This is a genomic window from Archangium violaceum Cb vi76, from assembly GCF_000733295.1.
GTDB classification, from domain to species: Bacteria; Myxococcota; Myxococcia; order Myxococcales; family Myxococcaceae; genus Archangium; species Archangium violaceum.
Map to the genome: position 1 here is coordinate 36227 of NZ_JPMI01000006.1, position 19329 is coordinate 55555.

Here is a 19329-nt window from a genome sequence, read left to right on the forward strand (position 1 = left end):
TTGGCCACTGCGAAGGAACTGGCCCCTGGGGCCGTCAACAACACCGTGGTCGGTCAGTCCATCCTCATCAGCGGCAAGCTGACGGGTGATGAGGATCTGACCGTGCGCGGCCGCGTGGAGGGCGAGCTCACGCTGAGCCGCACCCTCATCGTGGAGCCCACGGGCGTGGTGAAGGCGAACGTGGCGGTGAAGAACGCCATCGTGAGCGGCGTGGTGGTGGGCAACATCAACGCCACCGAGAGCGTGGAGCTCACCCGCGAGGGCCGCATGGTGGGCGACATCCACGCCCCCCGCGTGATCATCGTGGATGGTGCGAGCTTCCGCGGCCGCGTGGACATGGGTGAGGTGGAACCGGGCCGCATGCCGTCTGATCGCTCGGCCCTGCCGCGTCCGACTGGCGCCACCGTGCGTCCCGCGGTGCGTCCGGGCGCCGCTCCGGCCCGTCCGGCGCTGCCGGGTGCGCGTCCCACGCCGCCGGCCGCTCCCGCTGCCCAGGCCCGTCCGGCCGCGGCTCCGGCTCGTCCGGCGCCTCCGCCCGCTCCGGCGGCGACCCGCCCGGCACCCCCTGCGCCGCCCGCGGCCAGGACCGCCGAGCCTACCCGCCCCGAGCCTCCCCGGCCGCCGGTCGCCGCACCGGTCCCGCCGACCGTGGCCGAGGCCGCCAGGAAGAAGGTCGTGGTGAAGAAGAAGGGTCGTTAAAGCGTTGTGGTGGCGCTCGTACGCCACCGCACCGCCGTCCCGGCGCTACGACGGGCCGATCCAAGGGTGCCGATGAACGCCATGAACGCCGAGAACAGAATCGACGAGGTGGACGCGAAGCCGAGCACCCCGGCCGAGGAGTCGTCGCCCGGGGAGTCCGCTCCCGAGTCGTCCGCCGTTTCCTCCAGGGAGGAGGGGACGGCGGAGGCCTCCGCGTCCGAGACCGCCCAGGCCGCCACCTCCGAGCAGCAGGAGGGTGGGGCGCGGGGCAATGAGCAGTCAGAGAGCGCGCAGTCCGCGATTCCTCCCGAGGGGATGGAAGCCGTGGCGCCGCGCCGCCGGGGGCATGTGGCTCCCGCGCATATTCCCCTGGAACGGATCGACGAGGACACCACCTTCCAGATCCGCCCGCCGGGAGATCTGTCCGCACTGGCCACCGATCTGGCGCGGCTGGGACAGCTCTTCCCGGTGGACGTGCGCTTCAAGCCGCCGGACCGCTTCCAGATCATCTCCGGCTTCCGCCGGGTGGCGGCGATGCGGTTCCTCAAGCGGGACCGGGTGCTGGCCCGCCTGCACACGGACCTGTCGGACGAGGACGCGCTGCTGATGGCGTTGGCCTCGGCCATCCACGCCTCGCCGGTGGACCCGGAGGATCTGGAGTCCCTGAAGGCGCGGCTCGAGGCCGAGGGGCGGCTGACGCCCATCGCCCGGGACATGCTGGACAAGGCGCTGGTGTCCCCCGACGAGTCGCTGGCCTCCGAGACGGTGGACGAGGAGGTCGACGCGGACGAGCTGGCCGCCGAGGCCACCCAGCGGCTGGTGGATATCAACCAGGATCTCGCGCTGCTGGCGGACGTGTTCGCGGACCTGGATGAGACGCGGAAGCAGGAGCTGCTCACCCAGCTGCGCTACTCCTCGGATCTCGTGGCCTGGCTGGAGCGCCTGTGACGGTGGACGCCCTCGCGCGGGACAGGGCCCGTTTGTTGGAGGTGCTCACCGAGCGCTCCTTCGAGCGGCGCAAGGTGGTGCTGTCGTCCGGCAAGGAGTCGGACTTCTACATCGACTGCAAGCGCACCGCGCTGCTGGCCGAGGGGCACTTCCTCATCGGCCGGCTGTTGCTGCAGGCCGTGCGGCGCGAGGCCTCCGAGGCCGTGGCGGTGGGCGGGCTGACGCTGGGCGCGGATCCGCTCGCGTCGGCCGTCAGCCTGACGAGCTACCTGTCGGGCACGCCCCTGCATGCCTTCATCGTCCGCAAGGAGCCCAAGGGCCATGGCACCGGCCAGTGGCTCGAGGGCATGAAGGCGCTCGCTCCCGGAGCACCGGTGGCCATCCTGGAGGACGTGGTGACCACGGGCGCCTCCACGCTCAAGGCAATCGAGCGGGCTCAACTGGAAGGACTCCGGGTGCTTGGGGCGTTCGCGTTGGTGGATAGACTGGAGGGCGGACGCGAGGCGGTCGAGGCCGCCGGACACCGGCTCTTCACCCTGTACACCCGCAAGGACTTCATTCCATGAAGATGCAGTTGCGGCTCGGCGCGCTGATGATGGCGCTCGCGGGCTGTGTCTCGACGCCTCCCACGCTGGGAGATCCGCCGCCCGGTTTCAAGGACGAGAAACGGGAGCTCAGCTACCAGTCGGTGCTGGAGAAGTACACGGATCGCGCCGAGCTCTACGCGGGCTTCGACACGGTGATGTTCGCCGCGGCCACGCTGCAGACGCAGTCCTTCCGCGAGGCCCGCGTGCGCCGCGAGGGCTCCTTCAAGGCCCTGACGCAGGAGCGCGTGCAGGAGATCCTCACCCAGGAGTTCGCGGAGGCGGCCAGGACGAACGAGTTCTTCCTCGGCGTGCACGTCTTCAACTACCGCTACGAGGACTTCGACCGTCCGTCGTCCATCTGGAACCTGGTGATGGTGACGCCCGCGGGCGAGCTGAAGCCCGTGAGCGTGGAGCGGGTGGGGCGCGCGGACCTGGAGATGCGCTCCTTCTACCCGTACATGGGCACCTTCTGGGTGGGCTACCGCGTGCGCTTCCCCGCCGCCTACCCGGATGGCAGGCCCGTCATCTCCGAGGCCATGGGGCACGTGGTGCTGCGCATGGCCTCGTCGCTCGGCAAGGTGGAGATGCGGGTGCACGCGCGCTGACGTGCCCCCGGTGTCTCAGGTCTGATCGGGCCGCAGCACCGGCTTGTCCGGCGCGAGCGGCTGCCCGGCCCGCTGGAGCTGCTCCAACAGCGCGGTCGGCGAGGTCTCGCAGGCGAAGGGTTGAGCGCGTGCCTCGGGGATGAAGCCCTCGTCCACCGCGCGCCGCATCATCGCCAGCAGCGGCCCGTAGAAGTCCGCCACGTTGAGCAGGCCGATGGGCTTGTGGTGGAGGCCGAGCTGGGCCCAGGTGGTGATCTCGAAGAGCTCCTCGAAGGTGCCCACGCCGCCGGGCATGGCGATGAAGGCGTCCGAGAGCTGGGCCATCTTCGCCTTGCGCGTGTGCATGGAGTCCACCAGGTGCAGCTCGGTGAGCCCCTTGTGGGCGCGCTCCCGCTCGCTCAGGAAGAACTGGGGCAGCACGCCCACCACCTTGCCCCCCTGCGCGAGGGCCGCGTCCGCCATCGCGCCCATCAACCCCACGCTGGTGCCGCCGTAGACGAGGGTGAGCCCCCGCCGGGCGATTTCCGTGCCCAGGGCCCTGGCCCCCTCGAGGTACTCCGGCCGGGCTCCCATCCGCGAGCCACAGAAGACACAGACCGATTTCAGTTCCATTTCGGGACGTTCCTCCAGGGCGCTCACAGCTCACGGCGGACGACGGTGTCCTGCTTCCAGTGGTGCTCGTCCGTGTTGGGGTAGTCCAGCGTGAAGTGCAGGCCGCGGCTCTCCTTGCGCCGGCTGGCGCAGTCGACGATCAGGCTGGCCACCTCGCAGATGTTGCGCAGCTCGATCACATCGCGCGTCACCTTGAAGCGCCAGTAGTAGTCGCGGATCTCCTCGCGCAGCAGCTCCAGCCGGCGGCGTGCCCGCATCAGCCGCTTGTCCGTGCGGACGATGCCCACGTAGTTCCACATGAGGCGGCGGATCTCATCCCAGTTGTGGGTGACCACGACGCTCTCGTCCGAGGCCACCGCGCTGCCCTCGTCCCACTCGGGAGGATCCTCCTTGAGCGGGGAGAGGGCGCGGAGCTCCTCGGCGCAGATGGCGGCGGCGCGGTGGCCGAAGACGAGCCCCTCCAGCAGCGAGTTGGAGGCGAGCCGGTTGGCGCCGTGCAGGCCGGTGTGGGCCACCTCGCCGATGGCGTAGAGGCCCGGCACGTTGGTGCGGCCGTACAGGTCCGTCACCACGCCGCCGCACATGTAGTGGGCCGCGGGCACCACGGGGATGGGCTGCACGGCCATGTCGATGTTGAAGGCCTTGCACGTGGTGTAGATGTTGGGGAAGCGCTCCATGATGAAGGCGCGCCCCAGGTGCGTCATGTCCAGGAAGACGCTGTCGTCACCGGTGCGCTTGAGCTCCGCGTCGATGGCTCGCGCCACCACGTCGCGCGGGGCCAGCTCGCCCATCCGGTGGTAGCGGTCCATGAACTGCTGACCGTTGCGCAGCCGCAGCTTGCCGCCCTCGCCGCGCAGCGCCTCGCTGATGAGGAAGCTCTTGGCCTCCGGGTGGTACAGGCAGGTGGGGTGGAACTGGTAGAACTCCATGTTGGCCACCTCGGCCCCCGCCCGGTACGCCATGGCCACGCCGTCACCCGTGGCCACGTCCGGGTTGGAGGTGTAGAGGTACACCTTGCCCGCCCCTCCCGTGGCCAGCACCGTCACCTTTCCCAGGAAACGCTCGATGTGGCCCTCGGCCGTGAGCGCGTACACCCCCAGGCACCGGCCCGGAGTGCCCGGGCCCGCCTTTCGATCCAGGATCAGATCGATGGCCGAGGTGTTCTGGAAGAAGGTGATGTTGGGCTGCTCGTCACAGGCGTCCATCAGCGCCCGCTGCACCTCGCGCCCGGTGATGTCGCCCGAGTGGATGATGCGGCGCTGGGAGTGCCCGCCCTCGCGCGTCAGGTCGAACTCGCCCGTGGCCCGCCGGTTGAAATCCGCCCCCAGCTGCACCAACTCCCGGATGCGCTCGGGGCCCTCGCGCACCGTCACCTCCACCGCGTCCAGGTGGTTGATGCCGGCACCGGCCTCCAGGGTGTCCTTGATGTGCGCCTCGAAGGAGTCCGTGGGCGACAGCACGCTGGCGATGCCTCCCTGGGCATAGGCCGTGTTGCCCTCGTGCCTGTCCCTCTTGGTGAGGACCGCGACGGTGCCGTGCCGGGCCGCCTGGAGGGCCAGCGAGAGACCGGCCACACCACCGCCCAAAACCAGGAAGTCGAACCGATGGGGCATGTGTCAGCCCCTTAATGGCTGTAAGTGCCGGAAACAAGGCGATTTCTTGAGGACTTTTGGCGGGGGATCTAAGGTTGGGGGGCCGATATGCGAGCCATTTCCTTCCTGCTGCTGCCCGCGTTGTTGCTTGCCCCCCTGGGAGCCCAGGCGGAGGGCATCTACCGGTACGTGGAGAAGGACGGGACCATCGTCTACACGAACGTCCCGCCCGGCGGCGCCAAGAAGGCGAGCAAGCTCAAGGGCACCTTCAGCGAGGCGCCCGCGCCCACCGCTCCCGTGAGGGGCCGGTCGCGCACGCCGGCGGAGCTCGAGCCGCACATCGTCAAGGCCGCCGAGCGCTACCGCATCCCCACCGCGCTGGTGCGGGCCATCATGCACACGGAGAGCAACTTCAACTCCAACGCGCTGTCCCCCAAGGGCGCCAGCGGGCTGATGCAGCTCATGCCGGCGACGGCCTCGGAGATGTACGTGAAGGACATCTTCGACACCCGGGACAACATCGAGGGTGGGGTGCGCTACCTGCGCGTGCTGGCCAACCTCTTCAACGGGGACATGGTGAAGATGGTGGCCGCGTACAACGCGGGCCCGGAGGCCGTGCGCAAGTATGGGGGCCAGGTACCGCCGTACGCGGAGACGCAGGCGTACGTTCGCAAGGTGCTCCAGCTCTACTACCATTATAAAGAGCGCGAACGGCTCACGAAGGACGAGCCCCGCGGGACGGATTCCGATGGCGACGACGCGCGTGACGGGGCGGGGGCAGAAGAGCCCCGTTGACGAGGAGTTCCTCAAGCAGCTCTATCAGGGGGGGGAGTTGCTGGCTCAGGGCCGCGTGCCCGAGGCGCGTCAACTGCTCGAGCGGGCCCACCAGCTCCAACCCAGGAACGAGAAGGGCCGCAACCTGCTCGGGCTGGCCTACTTCAAGCTGGGCCTCTTCGATCGGGCGGCGGAGATCTACGAAGCACTGGTGCGCGACAACCCGGTGGACGCCACGCTGCGCGTCAACCTGGGCCTCGTGTACCTGAAGACGAACGCCCTGCAGCGCGCGATGCGTGAGTTCGAGGCCGCGACGGACCTGCAGCCCGATCACCAGAAGGCGCACAACTACCTGGGGCTGGCCCTGGCGCAGGCCGGGGAGTACGGCCGCGCCCGCGAGCACTTCGTCAAGGCGGGCAGCGAGGCGATGGCGGAGAAGATGGCCAAGGCCATCGCGGGGGAGAGGGTCCTCCGGCCCTCCAGGTCCATGCCCGTCGTTCCCCGGGCTCCCACGCCCCCCCCGCGTCCGCTGGCTCCCGTGGAAGGGGAGTGGGGCACGCAGTTCGGCCTGGACGAGACGCCTTCCGCCGCGCCGAAGCCCGCGCCGGCGGAGGATCCGGACGACCTGCGGTTCGCCGAGGACGAGGGGCCCGGTGCCCTCACCGAGAGCTCGCCAGGCGCGGCCGGCGCTCAGGCGCGGACCCGGGCGGACTCCGTCGAGGCGGAGTCGGAAGCGGGCTTCGCGGAGACATCCCAGGCGGTGACGCCGAGCGAGCCGCTGCCGCAGTCATTGGATGAGGCCGTTCCCGAGCTGCCGTCGCGGGTCGGTGCCTTCCGGCCGGGAGCGGACGTGCCCATGCTGGCGGAGCTGGTGCCCGCGCTGGCGCTGGCGAGCCAGGCTCAGCCCTTCCGGGTGGGCAATGGCGGCTTCTCCGCGCGCGTGGAGGGCGAGCTGCTCACGCGGTTGGAGGGGCTGGTGGCCTATACCGGGCAGATCCAGTTCCACCCGGAGGTGAAGCGCTTCCGGGGCCGGCCCACGGATGAGCCCTTCGGCGACGGCCCGGGCCGCTTCGTGCGCGCCAGTGGCCAGGGGATGCTCTTCCTCGAGCCGCCCGCGTCACGCTCCTTCCTGGCGGTGGACCTGGGGGACGTGAGCGCCTACGTGCGCGAGGAGTGCCTCTTCGCCTTCGAGGAGGCGGTGGCCTTCGAGAATGGCAGGGTGCCCTCGGAGATGGCGTCGGACCTGAACCTGGTGCACCTGCGAGGGCAGGGCAGGGTGGTGCTGAGCCTGGGCGGGACGTTGCGCTCGGTGTTCGTGGCGCAGGAGACGCCGGTGACGGTCCCCCTGTCCCACCTGGTGGGCTGGCAGGGCAAGGTGTCGCCCCGAGTGGTGTCGCTGCTGGGAGCGGAGGACGCTCCCCGTGTCGCCGTGGAACTGAGCGGTGAAGGATTTGCCCTCATCGCCCTGCCAGTCCGGTAGAAGGCCCCGCCATGGATCGAGCTGAGCGTGCGTTGCGGAGGAAGCAGAAGAAAGAGGAGCGGGCGCGGCGTCGGGCGGCGCGCCAGCCGAGCGTGCTCGTCCAGGAGTTCTGGAACCTCCCCAACATCCTGACGTTGGGCCGCATCTTCCTCATCCCCGTCTTCGTCTGGCTCACCTACGACGCGGATCCGCTCTCCTCGCTGCTGGCGGCCGCGGTGTTCGCCGTGGCCTCCATCACCGACGTGGTGGACGGCTACCTGGCGCGCCGCTGGAACCTCATCACCGTGGTGGGCAAGTTCATGGATCCGCTGGCCGACAAGCTCATCGCCATGGCCGCCCTGGTGATGATGGTGCGGCTGGGGCGCATCTCCGCCTGGGTCGTCATCGTGCTGCTGGCGCGCGAGTTCATCGTCAGCGGCCTGCGCACCATCGCGGCGAGCGAGGGCATGGTCATCGCCGCCGGACAGGAGGGCAAGTGGAAGACCTCCCTCCAGCTGGTGGGCATCATCTCACTGTGCGTGCACTACGAGCACGTCATCGACGTGGGCTTCTACGGGGCGCCCGTGGACTTCAACAAGGTGGGCCAGTTGTTGGTCTACTTGTCGGGGGCGTTCTCGGTGTGGAGCGCCGTCGTGTACTTCCGCGCCTTCCTCTCCATGCTGGCCAGACGGGGGAGCGGAACCGACGCACAGAACGCTTGACGCACCTGGGAGCGGATTGTATATCCCCCCTCGCTTTCGACGTCGCCGCGAGGCAACGCCGGGAGCAATCAGGACGAGTGACGCGGGAATAGCTCAGCGGTAGAGCATCGCCTTGCCAAGGCGAGGGTCGAGGGTTCAAATCCCTTTTCCCGCTCCACACACTCCTCTGATGCGGGAATAGCTCAGCGGTAGAGCATCGCCTTGCCAAGGCGAGGGTCGAGGGTTCAAATCCCTTTTCCCGCTCCAGAAAAAAGCTCCCTGGGAAGCCAGGGAGCTTTTTTGTTTTCCGGGATGGGACGGGCCTGGTCTACATCCCCTTCATCGGCTGAAGGTGTCAGCGCAGGAGGAGATGGACGAGCGCCCGTGTGTCCGCCTGCCTCGCTTCCTCATTCTGGCCTGCTATATGAAGGCCGCCCCATGATTCGCCATTTTCGTGAGCTGTACCAATACCGGGGGTTGCTCATCAGCCTCGTTCAGCGCGAGCTGAAGGCCCGCTACCGCGGTTCTATCCTCGGGTTCTTCTGGACGTTCCTGAACCCGACCCTTCACATGCTGGTGTACGCGCTGCTCTTCACCGTGGTGATGCGGCAGAACATCCCGAACTACGCCTTCTTCATGTTCGTGGGCCTGCTGCCGTGGATCTGGTTCTCCAGTTCCGTGGGCGCTGGGGCGAGCACTATCAGTGATCGGCGGGATTTGATGACCAAGGTGCGCTTCCCGGCGCAGGTGCTGCCCACCACGGTGGTGGCCACCAACCTGGTCAACTACGTCCTGTCGCTGCCGCTCATGCTGGTGTTGGGGGCGTTCTATGGCGTGTGGCCCACCTGGCACATCGTGGCCTTCCCACTGGTGGTCGCCATCCAGCTCGTCTTCACCCTGGGGCTCGTCTACATCGTCTCCGCCGTCAACGTGACGTTCCGCGACCTGCAGCACATCGTGCAGAACCTGCTCACGCTCGGGTTCTTCGCCACGCCGGTGCTCTATCAGGCCAGCACCATCGCCAACGCGGAGGCTCGGACCCTGCTCACCCTGGCCAACCCCCTGGCCATCCTCATCACCTCGTACCAGGCCATCTTCTACGAGCACCGGTTGCCGGATGGGCTGCCGCTGCTGTCGTTGGCGGTGGCTTCGGTGGGGCTGCTCTGGACCGCCTCGTGGATCTTCGAGTCGCGGCGTGAGGATTTCGCGGAGTCCATCTAGTCCCCCCCATGCAAGAATCCATGGACGCCATCGTCATCCGTGATGTCGTGAAGCGCTTCCGGAAGCGGACCATCCGGGGCGAGTACACGACGTTCAAGTCCGAGCTGTTGCGTTGGCTGCGCGGTCAGCGCCAGCCCGAAGAGGCCCGCCTCATCACCGCGCTGCGCGGCATCAACCTCACCATCCCCAGGGGCAAGACCATGGGGATCCTCGGGCGCAACGGCTCGGGGAAGAGCACGCTGCTCAAGCTCATCACCGGCATCTACGCGCCCACTTCCGGCACCATGGAGATCAACGGCCGCATCTCCGCGCTGCTGGATCTGGGAGCGGGCTTTCATCCGGACTTCTCCGGGCGGGAGAACATCCTCATCAACGGCATCATCCTGGGCATGAGCCGCGCCGAGGTGCGCGAGCGCATGGATGCCATCATCGCCTTCAGCGAACTGGGCGACTTCATCGACGAGCCGGTGCGTACCTACTCCAGCGGCATGTACATGCGGCTGGCCTTCGCAGTGGCCACTCACGTGGACCCGGACATCCTCATCATCGACGAGATCCTCGCCGTGGGCGACGAGCACTTCAGCAAGAAGAGCCTCGCGAAGATGACGGAGTTCAAGAAGCAGGGAAAGACGATCGTCCTGGTGACGCACGACCTGCAAACGGTGTCCAACTGGTGCGACAGCGCGGCGTGGCTGGATGGCGGGCGCATCCGCGAGGTGGGAGAGCCGGCCAAGGTCATTCGCCACTACCAGCAGGCGCTGCGGCTGGCCGAGGCCCAGGGCACGCCACTCACGGCCCCCGCCCTCAGTCCCGGCGGCGGGGCACTCCCGGCGCTCCAGGGCTCCGAGACCTCCATCGCCACGGTGTCCGGCACCCAGGAGGCCAATGCCCCGCTCCCGGTGGAGCTCGTGTCGGTGGACCTCGTGGCCCCCACGGGGGAGACGGGTGTCGTGGTGGATACCGAGCAGGGCCTGGAAGTGCGCGTGGGTTTCACCACCCGACGGCCGCTGTCGGATGCGGGCTTCGCGGTGGACATCCGGCGCGAGGATGGCACGCAGGTGTACGCGACGAACACCTTCCTCGAGTCGGTTCCGCTGCCGGAGCCACTGCCGGAGCACGGCACGGTGCGCTTCGTCATCGAGCGCGTGGGCCTGTCCCCGGGCCGCTATACCCTGGACGTGTCGGCCCGCTCCTCGCAGGGCACCGCGTACTCCAACGGCCTCCAGCCGAGCACCTTCGAGGTGCGCTCACCCATTGGAGGCGAGGGTCTGGTTCGTCCGCCCCACCGGTGGATCATCGAGCCGGGAGCGGTACCCCAGCGCAGCGCGGCCTCGTGAGATGGGGCAGGAGGTGCGGGTGAATCGCCAGGCCAGGGACGTCCGCTTGGGGGTCGTGCTGTACCGCAACTCCCGCCGTGAGCTGGGCCGGTTGGTGGCCTCGCTCGGGCTCAACCGGCGCTCGCCGGGCGTGGCTCCGTTCGAGGTGATGTGGCTCGACAACTCGCCGGACGAGTCGCTGCGCGCGGTGCTGGCGGAATTGGAGCCCGGGGCCGACTACCGGCCCTCTGGTGGCAACCTGGGCTTCGGCCTAGCTCACAACCAGTTGATGGCGCGGGCCTTCTCCGAGCCCGGAGTGGCCCACTACGTGTGCGTCAACCCCGACGCGGTGCTGCACCCGGACTGCATCCGCGAGCTGGCGGTCGAGGCCGAGCGCCACGCGCGTACGGGCCTGGTGGAGGCCCGCATGTTCCCGGACGAGCACCCCAAGTCCTACCACCCCGTCACGCACGAGACGCCGTGGTGCTCGGGCTGTGTGCTGCTCATCACCCGCGAGTTGTACGAGGCCGAGGGCGGCTTCGATGAGCGCTTCTTCATGTACTGCGAGGACGTGGACCTCTCCTGGCGCGCCCGGGCGGCGGGGTTCTCCACGCACGTGGCGCCCGCGGCGCTCGCCCACCACTACACGGTGACGCGCGAGGTGAGCAGCCGGCGCGAGCAGAGCGTGCGCCGCAGCGGTGCGCTGCTCGGTGCGAAGTATGGCAATGCCGCCTTCGCCAACTCCTGCCTGATGAAGTACGAGGAGCTGGGTGGGCCGCCGTTCTCCGCGCCCGCCCTGGAGCGTCCCGCCCGCGCGCTCGCCCGGGTGGCGGATTTCTCCCACGGCTTCGACTTCGCGAGGGGACGCTGGTGAGACTGCCCGCCGCCGTGGATCCGGTGCCGCCGCACGCGTGGGTGCTCGAGCAGGTGGGGGCGGGGGCTCGTGTGCTGCTGCTCGCACGCGACGAGGTGCTGGTGGAGCGGCTGATGGCCGCCGGGTGTACCGTGCTCGAGCTGGAGGGGGCCTCGGCACCGGACCGCTCGCTGGCGGAACGGCTGGGCCGATTGGCGCCCACCCACGTGGTGTTGTCCGCGGAGGGTTCTCCGCCGGTCTTCGAGGAGACGCTGCGGACCGTGGCCGAGTCCGTGCCTTCCGCGACGCTCCTGGTGGGCGCGCGCAACGCGGCCTCCTCGACGGCGCTCCTGGAGGTGCTCTCCGGCCACGCGCCCGAGGTACCCGCAACCACCGAGGCGTCCTTGACGCGTTGCTTCTCCGCGCTCGGACTGAAGGTGCTGGAGCGGCGCGCGGTGTCCTGTCAGTCCCGGACGACACCACTCGCCGCCGGAACGGAGGCCGCGCTGAGGGGTCTCCTCTCGCAACTCTCCCCGGTGACCGGGGCCGATGTGTTGCTCTACGCGCTCGCTCCCTCCGGGGCTTCCGAGGAATCCGCCTCGCGCACCCACGTCCCGGGGCTGCTCAGTGTGGTGCTGTGGGCCGGGGAGTCCCAGGCTCGCCCGCTGCTCGACGAGGCGCTTTTCTCGCTCGCGTGCCAGGAGCAGCAGCCGTTGGAGATCGTCCTCGTCGCTCCCTTCCGGGATGAAGCCGCGCGTGAGTTGCTGGAGCGCTACCAGGCCATCGGTGGCTACACGTTCGAGCTCGTCGAGGCGGAGGCCCGGGTCGCCTTCGCCGAGGGAATCCGTCGTGCCCGGGGTCAGTATCTGGCCTTCCTCGAATCGGCGTGCATCGTCTACCCGGACCATTACGTGAAGCTCGTTCAGGCGCTACGGGACGGAGAGGCCGCCTGGGCGGTGTCGCGCGCGCGCCGGACGCCCCTCGAGGGACTGGAGCGGTTCGTGCCCCACAAGCGGCCACTGCCGCTCGGCGAGCATCTTGAGCCGGCGCACCTTCACCGCGAGCCGTCGCTGCTGTTCGCCCTGGTGGTGGAACGCTCGAGGCTGGGACCGTTTTCGCTGGAGCAGGCCGTGGAGCGTGCCTCCGAGCTGCCCCTGCGCCTCGCGGCGCTCTTCGAGCCCCTCTTCCTGGGCGGCATCGCCTCCTGCGAGCAACGCTTCACCGGCTCCGAAAAAGAAGGGCCGGCGGGACCTCTGCCGGAACTTCAGATGCTCACCTCGCTGAACATCTTGGAGGAGAGGGTGGAGAGGGCACGGGCTGATGGCGCGAGCGCGAAGGGTATGCGCCACCGCGTCATCGACGAGCTGAACAACCGCTTCCGCGAGCGCGTGCCGCGTTTGCATGGTGCGCTGAAGTCCCTGGCGGGGCGGCTGGTGCGGTGAGCCGCGCACGTCCAGCGAGGGCAGGCTGGACGCCATGGCCACCAAGGCCCCGTGCAAGGCCCCGTGTCATGCGCTCAGCCCGTTGAGGGCCCGGCGCTGGCGGGTCCGCGTTCCTCCGCGCCGCTCAGCAGCGAGGCGTCGTGGAGGAGCCGCTGGAAGAGCGCCGAGGCCTCGAAGGACTCGCGCACCTTCTGCCAGGCGCGCACGCGCACCGCGTGGAAGGAGCCGGGCCTCCGCACCAGCTCGTCCATCGCGCGCACCATGGCCTCTCCGCCGCGGACGAGGAATTCATCCTCGGGCTCCACGCACCAGTCGGAGGGGAAGGGCGTGTCGGTGATGAGCAGCAGGCCCCGCGAGAGCGCCAGCATCGGCAGCGGATCGTTCCGGCCGAGGGGCTCGTGGGTGCTGTAGAGCAGCACACCCGCGCCCTCCAGCCGCTCCAGGAGCGCGGAGGACTCCAGTCCCCGGGGGAGCGGCTCGATGTCCGCCCGTTCGCGAATCCGGTCCAGCACGGAGGTGGCGGGCGAGGCCCATTCGGGGACGAGGATGCGGGTCCGATGCAGCCGGGGGCCTTCGGTGAAGCGATGCGTGTCCACCGGCAGCGGGAGGGTCTGCAGCCAGGGGAGCGCGGCGAGCCCGGATGGCACGGGGGATTCCGGCCAGGTGAGCCAGCGGAACCCCGAGCCCCCCGGCCGCACGAGCGCCGACAGCTTCTCGAAGGTCTCGCCTCCGTCGAGAGGGACCGGGATGATGCCGATCTTCATCCCGGGGAGCCGCGCCACGACGCCCTGCGCGAGCCGCTGCGGCTCGAGGACGAGGCATGCCTCCGCGCCCCAGGTGCGCGCCTCGTCCGCCGCCGAGGCTCCATCCTCCTCGCCCAGGGCGAGGAACCGGAGCTCGGCCCAGTCGGCGGTGCGCGGAACGTGCGGCTCGAACATGGGCCGTCCGAGGATGGCCACCCTCATCCCTGCCGATGGCGGGAGGACCTTCATTCCAGCCTCCGAGTGAAGAACGCACGCACGGACTGCTTGACGCCGTCCGGCACCAACCGCTTCAAGCCCTGGAGACCGGTGCTCCGCTTAAGCCTCCGGTAGCGATCGAGCAGCAGCCGTTCCCCGGGGCCGGCATCCAGCGCGACCTCCGTCACGTGCCGGACCTCGTCGAGCCAGTGCTCTTTGAGCGTCGCCACCGCCTCCAGCGCGGGGCGCAGGTGATCGTTGCGCAGGCCCTCGTGATGGAGCCGCCGCAGCTCGCCCTCTAGCAGCCCGATGCTGGCCTCCCAATCCGGGAAGGCGCGGGCGGTGCGCAGGGCCCCGGCCCTCAGGCGCTCGAGGTACGCGGGCGAGGCCGAGAGCACCCGTAGGTAGTTCGTGAGCCTCCGGCGGTCATGCGGTGGGAACAGGAGCGAGTTCTCTCCGTGCACCATGTACTCGTCGGAGCCCGTCACGGTGTACGTGATGGCGGTGCCTCCCTGTGAGAACATCTCCAGCGGCGGGCCGAACATGCCCTCGACGCGCGACAGTTTGAGGATCACGTCGTGGCGCTGGTACACGTGGCGGACGCGATCGATGGGGAGGCGCTCGTACACCTGGACGGGTCTGCCGCCCACCACCGGCGTCTGGCCGCCGCCGCTCGAGGTGAGCCAGCCCACCTCGAAGTCCACGCGGCCGCGTGCCTCCTCGAGCAGCGCGAAGGTCTCGGCCACCCCCTTGAACTCGATGCCCCAGGGCCCCTCCACGAGCACCCGGAGCGGGCCCGTGCGCGGGGCGGGCGCCTCGACGCAGGGGAAGTGCTCGCGGCTCAGCCCGTTGCGCACGTAGAGCACCTGCCCCCCTGGTTGGACGGTGCGGATGAAGTCGGCCAGCCACCGCGCCTCGGTGACGAAGAGCAGCGGCAGCGAGTAGGTGATGCGGTTGAGGTGCTTGAGGTGGGCCTCCGCGTGGAAGCGCGACTCGAGGCTCTGGTTCAGGTAGCCGTAGACGGCGCTGTCCAGGCGCCACAGGTCGAACCAGGTGAGCCACCACGTGGCGAAGGCGAAGTCGAAGCGCTCCCGCGCCGCCTCCGTGAAGGACTGGAAGCGCAGCTCTGGCAGCCGCGGGTGCCACGGCGTCGGGGACAGGCGCACCGGTTGGTGGGTGACGAGCACCACCTCGTGGCCGAGCGCCTGCAACCGCCACGCGTACTCGATGATGACGTTGGCTCCGCCCGAGATGTTGCCGATGTCACCCGCCAGGAAGGCAATCTTCATGGCTTCCTCCCAGCGGTCTGGAGACGCACTTGCTCCCCCGGGTGCTCGAAGGGGGAGCGCCGGGGCGGAGCGTGGCTCGGGTCTCTGCTCGGGTAGCTCAAGGCGCCTGCTCCCTTACAACCCGGGTGCCACGCCGCACAAGTCCACCAGTGCGGCTGCCTCGCCCCGGCGGTGTGGGCGGAGTCGTGAACCCACGTTGGGAGGATTTCGGGTTTTTGACGCCTTCCCCTCGGCTCTGCTACCTAGCGGCGTCTTCACGCGCCATCGCGGGGGTTGCATGATTCCGTTCAACAAACCAGTCCATCTTGGCACCGAACTCACCGCCATGGCCGAGGCCATCCTGAAGAATGGCCATGTCGCGGGCGGGGGACCCTTCGGCAAGCGTTGTGAGGAGATGCTGGAGCGGATGCTCGGGCTGCGCACCCTGCTGGTGACGTCCTGCACGCATGCCCTCGAGATGGCCGCGCTGCTGTTGGAGGTGGGGCCCGGCGACGAGTTCATCGTGCCGTCGTACACCTTCGTCTCCACGGCCAATGCCTTCGTGCTGCGCGGGGCCAGGCCCGTCTTCGCGGACGTGGACGCCCAGGGCAATCTCGACCTGGCGCATGTGGAGCGGCTGCTGGGGCCGCGCACCAAGGCCGTAGTGGTGGTCCACTACGCTGGCAACTCGTGTGACATGGAGGCCCTGCTGAAGCTGTGCGGCAAGGTTCCGGTGGTGGAGGACGCGGCGCAGGCCCTGGCGGCCAGCTTCGATGGCCGTCCGCTGGGCACCTTCGGCGTGTGCTCGGCTTTCAGCTTCCATGAGACGAAGAACATCGGTTGTGGCGAGGGCGGTGCGCTCACCTTGCGTGACCCGAACCTGATCGACCGCGCCGAGTACATGCGCGACAAGGGCACCAACCGCCGCAAGTTCCAGCATGGCCTCGTGGACAAGTACACGTGGGTGGATGTCGGCTCCAGCTACGTGCTGTCGGACCTCAACGCGGCCTACCTCAGCACGCAGTTGGAGGCGCTGTCGCGCATCCAGGAACGCCGCCGGCAGATCTACTCGGCCTACGAGGAGGCGCTCACCGGGCCGGTGGAGCGTGTGGGCGGCTACGTCATCAAGGGCTCGCCCCGGAACACCGGCAACCAGCACCTGTTCGCCGTGGTCTTCCGCTCGCCCGAGCACCGCACGGGCTTCATCGCCCACATGCGCAAGCACGACATCATCGCGCCCTTCCATTACGTGGCCCTGCACCAGTCTCCCATGGGCCAGCGCTTCCATGACGGCTCCCAGCTGCCCGCCTCCGAGCGGTTGACCGGGTGCCTGGTGCGGCTGCCGCTGTTCTTCAACATGACCGATGCGGAGCTCTCCACGGTCATCGGGCGGGCGCAGGAGTTCCTCCGTGCCCTCTGAACGGCTGCTGTCCGTCGTCATTCCGTGCTACCGCTCCCAGGGCTACCTGGAGAAGACCGTGTCGGAGTTGGTGGCGGCGCTCGAGCCCGAGGAAGCCTTCGAGATCATCCTCGTCAACGACGGCTCTCCGGATGACGTCCAGGAGGTCATTGAGCGCCTGCATGCGAAGGATGCGCGCATCCGTTTCCTCGAGCTGGGCAGCAACCGTGGACAGCACGCGGCGACGCTCAAGGGCTTCGCCATCGCGCGGGGCGATGTCGTCATCACACTCGACGATGACGGGCAGAACCCTCCAGAGGCGGGGCTGGCCGTGGCCCGGGCGTTGCGCGGCAGCCGCCACGACGTGGTGTATGGCCGCTTCCAGACCACGGAGCAGAATCTGCCGCGCCGACTCGTCTCGCGGCTCAACCTGTGGCTCTTCAAGCACACCATGGGCAACCGTACGGGCATCCGGGTGACCAACGTGCGTGCGATCCGCGGAGACCTGGCCCGCATGCTGGGGCGGTCCGAGCAGATCTTCCCGTACATCGACTCGATGATCTTCCGCAGCACCCGCCGGGTGGGTGAGGTCACCGTGCCCCACAGGCGTCGCGACGCGGGGGAGTCCACGTATCGCCTCCGCGATCTGTTCCGGTTGTGGTTGTCGCACATGAGCACCCTGACGGTGCTTCCGTTGCAGCTCGCGACGTGGGGTTCTTTCTGCGCATCGCTGTTCGGCCTGTTGCTGGGAGTGGTTCAGGTCGTCCGCGCGCTGATGTTGAATCAGGCTCCTCCGGGCTGGCTCTCGCTCTTCTGTGTTCTGACGTTCCTCTTCAGCCTGCTCTTCGCCTTCCTGGGCATCATCAGCACCTACCTGGGGCGGATGTATGTCTCGCTCAATGCGCGCGGGCAGGACTGGCTCCGCTCCTCGGGTGGGCTAGGCCCGTCCTCGGATATCGGCGGAGGCGAACGGGCCTCGCGAGGTGGAGCGAGCCAGGCTGCTTGAGCGGTTGGGCGTAGAATCCGAGGTGGAGGCTCATGTCCGGAGTTGACTCGTCAGAGGGGCGGGGCGATGTGCCGGAGGCGGAGTACGTCCTCGCGGATGGCGTCTTCCGGCCGCGCGAGCGGGTGCGACACCAGGAGGACACGTACGATTCGCGTGGGGTCGTGCTCCTCCGCCAGATGCAGTCGAGGCACTTCTGGTATCTCGGCCGGCGCCGTTTCCTGTGGCACGCCCTGCAACGGCACCTCGGGCGGGTGCCAGCGCGAAGCCCGGGGCCGCGGGCCATCGATCTGGGAGGCGGAGTGGGGGGCTGGGTGTCCTTCCTCGCGGAGCGGGACCGCCCGGCATTCGGGGAGCTGGCCCTCGCGGATTCGTCACTGCATGCGCTCGAGACCGCCTCCACGCTGCTTCCGGCCTCGGTCTCGCGCTATCAGGTGGACCTCCAGCGGCTCGGTTGGCGGGACCGCTGGGAGCTGGTCTTCTTGCTGGATGTGCTGGAGCACATCCCCGATGACAGGGCCGCGTTGCGGCAAGTCCTTCAGGCCATGGCACCGGGGGGCTCGTTTTCATCACCACCCCCGCGCTCCAGCGATTCTGGTCCTGGAACGATGCCGTGGTGGGTCACCAGCGCCGCTACACCCGCGAGGACCTGGAGCGGCTCGGGCACGAGCTGGGCTTCCGGGTGCTGGACACGCGTTATTTCATGTTCCTGCTCAGCCCACTGCTCGTCCTCGGCCGGTGGATGGGACAGCCAGACCTGTCCAAGTTGTCGCGGGACGAGCTCTGGGCCCTGGTGGAACGATCCCACCGCGTTCCGTCCCCCCCGGTGAACGCGCTGCTGCGGGCTGTCTTCAGCCTCGAGACGCCGCTGGGCCATCACGTTTTATTTCCCTGGGGGACTTCGGTCCTGGCCGTGCTGCAGAGGCCAGAGGGGTCCTCTCCATGAATCAGGTGCCGCACCGTGCCAACTGACAACCGTGAAGTGGGATGGATGGAGTGGCTGGAGGGCTGGGCATGTCTTCCAGTGCAGCCGGGGGGCTCCCGGCGTGAAGCCGCGGAGCGGCTCGTGCGCGACCTGGAACGGCGGCGCGAGGCGGGCCAGCTCGTCGAGGGGGAGGGGGGCGTCGTGGCCGTGCGCCGCGAGGCGTGGGACTGCGAGCGGCTGGGACTCGAGGCGGGAAAGCTGGAGTTGCTCCTCGCGCGCTCCGAGCAGGGCGGCCGTGAACTGCTCCTGCGAGCGGTGGAGAAGGCCAGGGAGCAGGGACTCGTCCACCTGACATGCCGTCTGGACAGCCGGGACTACACGGGCGCGGCGGCGCTCCAGGGGGCCGGCTTCTGTTTGAGGGACTTGCTGGTGACGCTGGCCGTGACGCGCCCGCGCGAGCCCTGGGCGTTCCCCGCTGGAGTGCGCCGCGCCACGGAGCAGGATGCGGAGCGGCTCGCGGAGCTCTCCGCCCGTTGCTTCAGCACCCCCGGCGACTCCTACAACCGCTATCTGAACGATCCCCACCTGCCTCGCGCCGGTGTCCGCGAGGTGTATGCCCACTGGGCACGCACGTCCATCGGCGGCCCGGCCGCGGACGTGACCTTCGTGGTGGAGGAGGAGGGCGAGCTGGCCGGCTTCCTGACGCTGAACCTTCCCCGTGACGGCGTGGCGAAGGTGCCGCTCAACGCGGTGGATGCCCGCTGGCGCGGCCGTGGGTTGTACCTGGAGCTCGTCCGCGCCGCATTGGCCGAGTCCTGGCGGCATGGCGCGGAGCGCGTCGAGGTGGTCACCCAGCTGCAGCAACTCGCCGTCCAGCGGACGTGGTGGCGGTTGGGGGGCATCGCCCAGTCCTCCTCGATGACCTGGAGCCGGGCGCTCGGTCCGCGCGGAGGAGCGGGCGCGTAG

Annotated in this window: 20 protein-coding genes, 2 tRNA genes and 1 pseudogene; 18 read left to right on the forward strand and 5 right to left on the reverse strand. The window is 69.0% G+C overall.

Annotated features, from left to right (window positions below; all coding sequences use genetic code 11):
• The 4 genes from Q664_RS01560 to Q664_RS01575 all read left to right on the forward strand — a co-directional run bounded on the left by Q664_RS01560 (nucleotide 1) and on the right by Q664_RS01575 (nucleotide 2839).
• Complete coding sequence (locus Q664_RS01560; RefSeq protein WP_043389037.1) at nucleotides 1–699, forward strand: bactofilin family protein; 699 nt, start codon at nucleotides 1–3, stop codon at nucleotides 697–699.
• Nucleotides 700–780: 81 nt separating this feature from the next.
• On the forward strand, nucleotides 781–1647 hold the full coding sequence (locus Q664_RS01565) for a ParB/RepB/Spo0J family partition protein (RefSeq protein ID WP_043389128.1): 867 nt from the start codon (nucleotides 781–783) through the stop codon (nucleotides 1645–1647).
• The gene (gene pyrE, locus Q664_RS01570; RefSeq protein WP_084609462.1) at nucleotides 1644–2213 is read left to right on the forward strand and encodes an orotate phosphoribosyltransferase; all 570 of its coding nucleotides are present in this window, start codon (nucleotides 1644–1646) and stop codon (nucleotides 2211–2213) included. The genes Q664_RS01565 and pyrE overlap by 4 nt, the downstream gene beginning before the upstream one ends.
• Nucleotides 2210–2839, forward strand: a complete 630-nt coding sequence (locus tag Q664_RS01575) for a hypothetical protein (RefSeq protein WP_043389040.1) — start codon at nucleotides 2210–2212, stop codon at nucleotides 2837–2839. The genes pyrE and Q664_RS01575 overlap by 4 nt, the downstream gene beginning before the upstream one ends.
• Nucleotides 2840–2854: 15 nt before the next feature.
• Here Q664_RS01575 and Q664_RS01580 read toward each other — a convergent pair whose 3' ends face one another.
• Nucleotides 2855–3451, reverse strand: a complete 597-nt coding sequence (locus tag Q664_RS01580; RefSeq protein WP_043389042.1) for an LOG family protein — start codon at nucleotides 3449–3451, stop codon at nucleotides 2855–2857.
• Between the two features lie 23 nt (nucleotides 3452–3474).
• Nucleotides 3475–5064 carry an L-aspartate oxidase gene (nadB, locus tag Q664_RS01585; RefSeq protein ID WP_043389045.1) on the reverse strand — a complete coding sequence of 530 codons (1590 nt, stop codon included), beginning with the start codon at nucleotides 5062–5064 and terminating at the stop codon, nucleotides 3475–3477.
• An 87-nt stretch (nucleotides 5065–5151) separates the two neighbouring features.
• On the opposite strand from nadB, the gene Q664_RS01590 reads away from it, so the two are divergent.
• From Q664_RS01590 to Q664_RS01630, 9 genes are all read left to right on the forward strand, one after another.
• A complete protein-coding gene (locus Q664_RS01590; RefSeq protein WP_043389047.1) occupies nucleotides 5152–5838 on the forward strand; it encodes a lytic transglycosylase domain-containing protein in 687 nt (228 codons plus the stop codon).
• Nucleotides 5792–7297: a tetratricopeptide repeat protein gene (locus tag Q664_RS01595; RefSeq protein WP_043389049.1), complete on the forward strand. Its 1506-nt coding sequence runs from the start codon at nucleotides 5792–5794 to the stop codon at nucleotides 7295–7297. The genes Q664_RS01590 and Q664_RS01595 overlap by 47 nt, the downstream gene beginning before the upstream one ends.
• A gap of 11 nt (nucleotides 7298–7308) precedes the next feature.
• Nucleotides 7309–7998 (forward strand): CDP-diacylglycerol--glycerol-3-phosphate 3-phosphatidyltransferase, encoded by a 690-nt coding sequence (gene pgsA, locus Q664_RS01600; RefSeq protein WP_043389051.1) that lies wholly within the window; start codon nucleotides 7309–7311, stop codon nucleotides 7996–7998.
• 82 nt (nucleotides 7999–8080) lie between these two features.
• Nucleotides 8081–8155: transfer RNA gene (locus Q664_RS01605), tRNA-Gly, on the forward strand.
• A 14-nt stretch (nucleotides 8156–8169) separates the two neighbouring features.
• A tRNA-Gly gene (locus tag Q664_RS01610) sits at nucleotides 8170–8244 on the forward strand.
• Between the two features lie 171 nt (nucleotides 8245–8415).
• Nucleotides 8416–9198 carry an ABC transporter permease gene (locus Q664_RS01615; protein WP_043389054.1) on the forward strand — a complete coding sequence of 261 codons (783 nt, stop codon included), beginning with the start codon at nucleotides 8416–8418 and terminating at the stop codon, nucleotides 9196–9198.
• A gap of 8 nt (nucleotides 9199–9206) precedes the next feature.
• Nucleotides 9207–10535, forward strand: coding sequence for an ABC transporter ATP-binding protein (locus Q664_RS01620; RefSeq protein WP_043389057.1), 1329 nt, complete (start codon nucleotides 9207–9209; stop codon nucleotides 10533–10535).
• A gap of 19 nt (nucleotides 10536–10554) precedes the next feature.
• Nucleotides 10555–11388 (forward strand): glycosyltransferase family 2 protein, encoded by an 834-nt coding sequence (locus tag Q664_RS01625; RefSeq protein ID WP_043389134.1) that lies wholly within the window; start codon nucleotides 10555–10557, stop codon nucleotides 11386–11388.
• Nucleotides 11385–12809, forward strand: coding sequence for a glycosyltransferase family A protein (locus Q664_RS01630; protein ID WP_052517539.1), 1425 nt, complete (start codon nucleotides 11385–11387; stop codon nucleotides 12807–12809). The genes Q664_RS01625 and Q664_RS01630 overlap by 4 nt, the downstream gene beginning before the upstream one ends.
• A 74-nt stretch (nucleotides 12810–12883) precedes the next feature.
• Here the strand turns inward: Q664_RS01630 and Q664_RS01635 are convergent, their stop codons facing one another.
• Both Q664_RS01635 and Q664_RS01640 read right to left on the reverse strand, forming a co-directional pair.
• Complete coding sequence (locus Q664_RS01635) at nucleotides 12884–13774, reverse strand: glycosyltransferase (RefSeq protein WP_043389062.1); 891 nt, start codon at nucleotides 13772–13774, stop codon at nucleotides 12884–12886.
• A 23-nt stretch (nucleotides 13775–13797) separates the two neighbouring features.
• Nucleotides 13798–15057, reverse strand: a complete 1260-nt coding sequence (locus Q664_RS01640; RefSeq protein WP_052517540.1) for a glycosyltransferase — start codon at nucleotides 15055–15057, stop codon at nucleotides 13798–13800.
• A 277-nt stretch (nucleotides 15058–15334) separates the two neighbouring features.
• Here Q664_RS01640 and rffA point away from each other — a divergent pair, with 277 nt between their 5' ends.
• Together rffA and Q664_RS01650 are read left to right on the forward strand one after the other, a co-directional pair.
• Complete coding sequence (gene rffA, locus Q664_RS01645; RefSeq protein ID WP_043389065.1) at nucleotides 15335–16456, forward strand: dTDP-4-amino-4,6-dideoxygalactose transaminase; 1122 nt, start codon at nucleotides 15335–15337, stop codon at nucleotides 16454–16456.
• On the forward strand, nucleotides 16446–17441 hold the full coding sequence (locus tag Q664_RS01650) for a glycosyltransferase (protein ID WP_043389067.1): 996 nt from the start codon (nucleotides 16446–16448) through the stop codon (nucleotides 17439–17441). Before rffA ends, Q664_RS01650 begins: the two co-directional genes overlap by 11 nt.
• Nucleotides 17442–17491: 50 nt before the next feature.
• Here the strand turns inward: Q664_RS01650 and Q664_RS60420 are convergent, their stop codons facing one another.
• Complete coding sequence (locus tag Q664_RS60420; protein ID WP_235216512.1) at nucleotides 17492–17632, reverse strand: hypothetical protein; 141 nt, start codon at nucleotides 17630–17632, stop codon at nucleotides 17492–17494.
• Between Q664_RS60420 and Q664_RS62830 the strand changes: the two are divergent.
• From Q664_RS62830 to Q664_RS01660, 3 genes and pseudogenes are all read left to right on the forward strand, one after another.
• Nucleotides 17618–17992, forward strand: a pseudogene (locus tag Q664_RS62830) (class I SAM-dependent methyltransferase); the annotation flags it as partial. The gene Q664_RS60420 and the pseudogene Q664_RS62830 sit on opposite strands and share 15 nt — an antisense overlap.
• A gap of 59 nt (nucleotides 17993–18051) precedes the next feature.
• Entirely contained in the window at nucleotides 18052–18384 is a 333-nt protein-coding gene (locus Q664_RS60425) for a hypothetical protein (protein WP_052517541.1), read from the forward strand.
• 15 nt (nucleotides 18385–18399) lie between these two features.
• On the forward strand, nucleotides 18400–19329 hold the full coding sequence (locus Q664_RS01660) for a GNAT family N-acetyltransferase (protein ID WP_152621845.1): 930 nt from the start codon (nucleotides 18400–18402) through the stop codon (nucleotides 19327–19329).

What these genes read in the sequence shown, in the direction of transcription:
- Q664_RS01565 (WP_043389128.1), top strand. Translation starts at nt 781, where the DNA reads ATGAACGCCGAGAACAGAATCGACGAGGTGGACGCGAAGCCGAGCACC.
- Q664_RS01575 (WP_043389040.1), top strand. Translation starts at nt 2,210, where the DNA reads ATGAAGATGCAGTTGCGGCTCGGCGCGCTGATGATGGCGCTCGCGGGC.
- Q664_RS01580 (WP_043389042.1), bottom strand. Translation starts at nt 3,451, where the DNA reads ATGGAACTGAAATCGGTCTGTGTCTTCTGTGGCTCGCGGATGGGAGCC.
- nadB (WP_043389045.1), bottom strand. Translation starts at nt 5,064, where the DNA reads ATGCCCCATCGGTTCGACTTCCTGGTTTTGGGCGGTGGTGTGGCCGGT.
- Q664_RS01590 (WP_043389047.1), top strand. Translation starts at nt 5,152, where the DNA reads ATGCGAGCCATTTCCTTCCTGCTGCTGCCCGCGTTGTTGCTTGCCCCC.
- Q664_RS01595 (WP_043389049.1), top strand. Translation starts at nt 5,792, where the DNA reads ATGGCGACGACGCGCGTGACGGGGCGGGGGCAGAAGAGCCCCGTTGAC.
- pgsA (WP_043389051.1), top strand. Translation starts at nt 7,309, where the DNA reads ATGGATCGAGCTGAGCGTGCGTTGCGGAGGAAGCAGAAGAAAGAGGAG.
- Q664_RS01615 (WP_043389054.1), top strand. Translation starts at nt 8,416, where the DNA reads ATGATTCGCCATTTTCGTGAGCTGTACCAATACCGGGGGTTGCTCATC.
- Q664_RS01620 (WP_043389057.1), top strand. Translation starts at nt 9,207, where the DNA reads ATGCAAGAATCCATGGACGCCATCGTCATCCGTGATGTCGTGAAGCGC.
- Q664_RS01635 (WP_043389062.1), bottom strand. Translation starts at nt 13,774, where the DNA reads ATGAGGGTGGCCATCCTCGGACGGCCCATGTTCGAGCCGCACGTTCCG.
- Q664_RS01640 (WP_052517540.1), bottom strand. Translation starts at nt 15,057, where the DNA reads ATGAAGATTGCCTTCCTGGCGGGTGACATCGGCAACATCTCGGGCGGA.
- rffA (WP_043389065.1), top strand. Translation starts at nt 15,335, where the DNA reads ATGATTCCGTTCAACAAACCAGTCCATCTTGGCACCGAACTCACCGCC.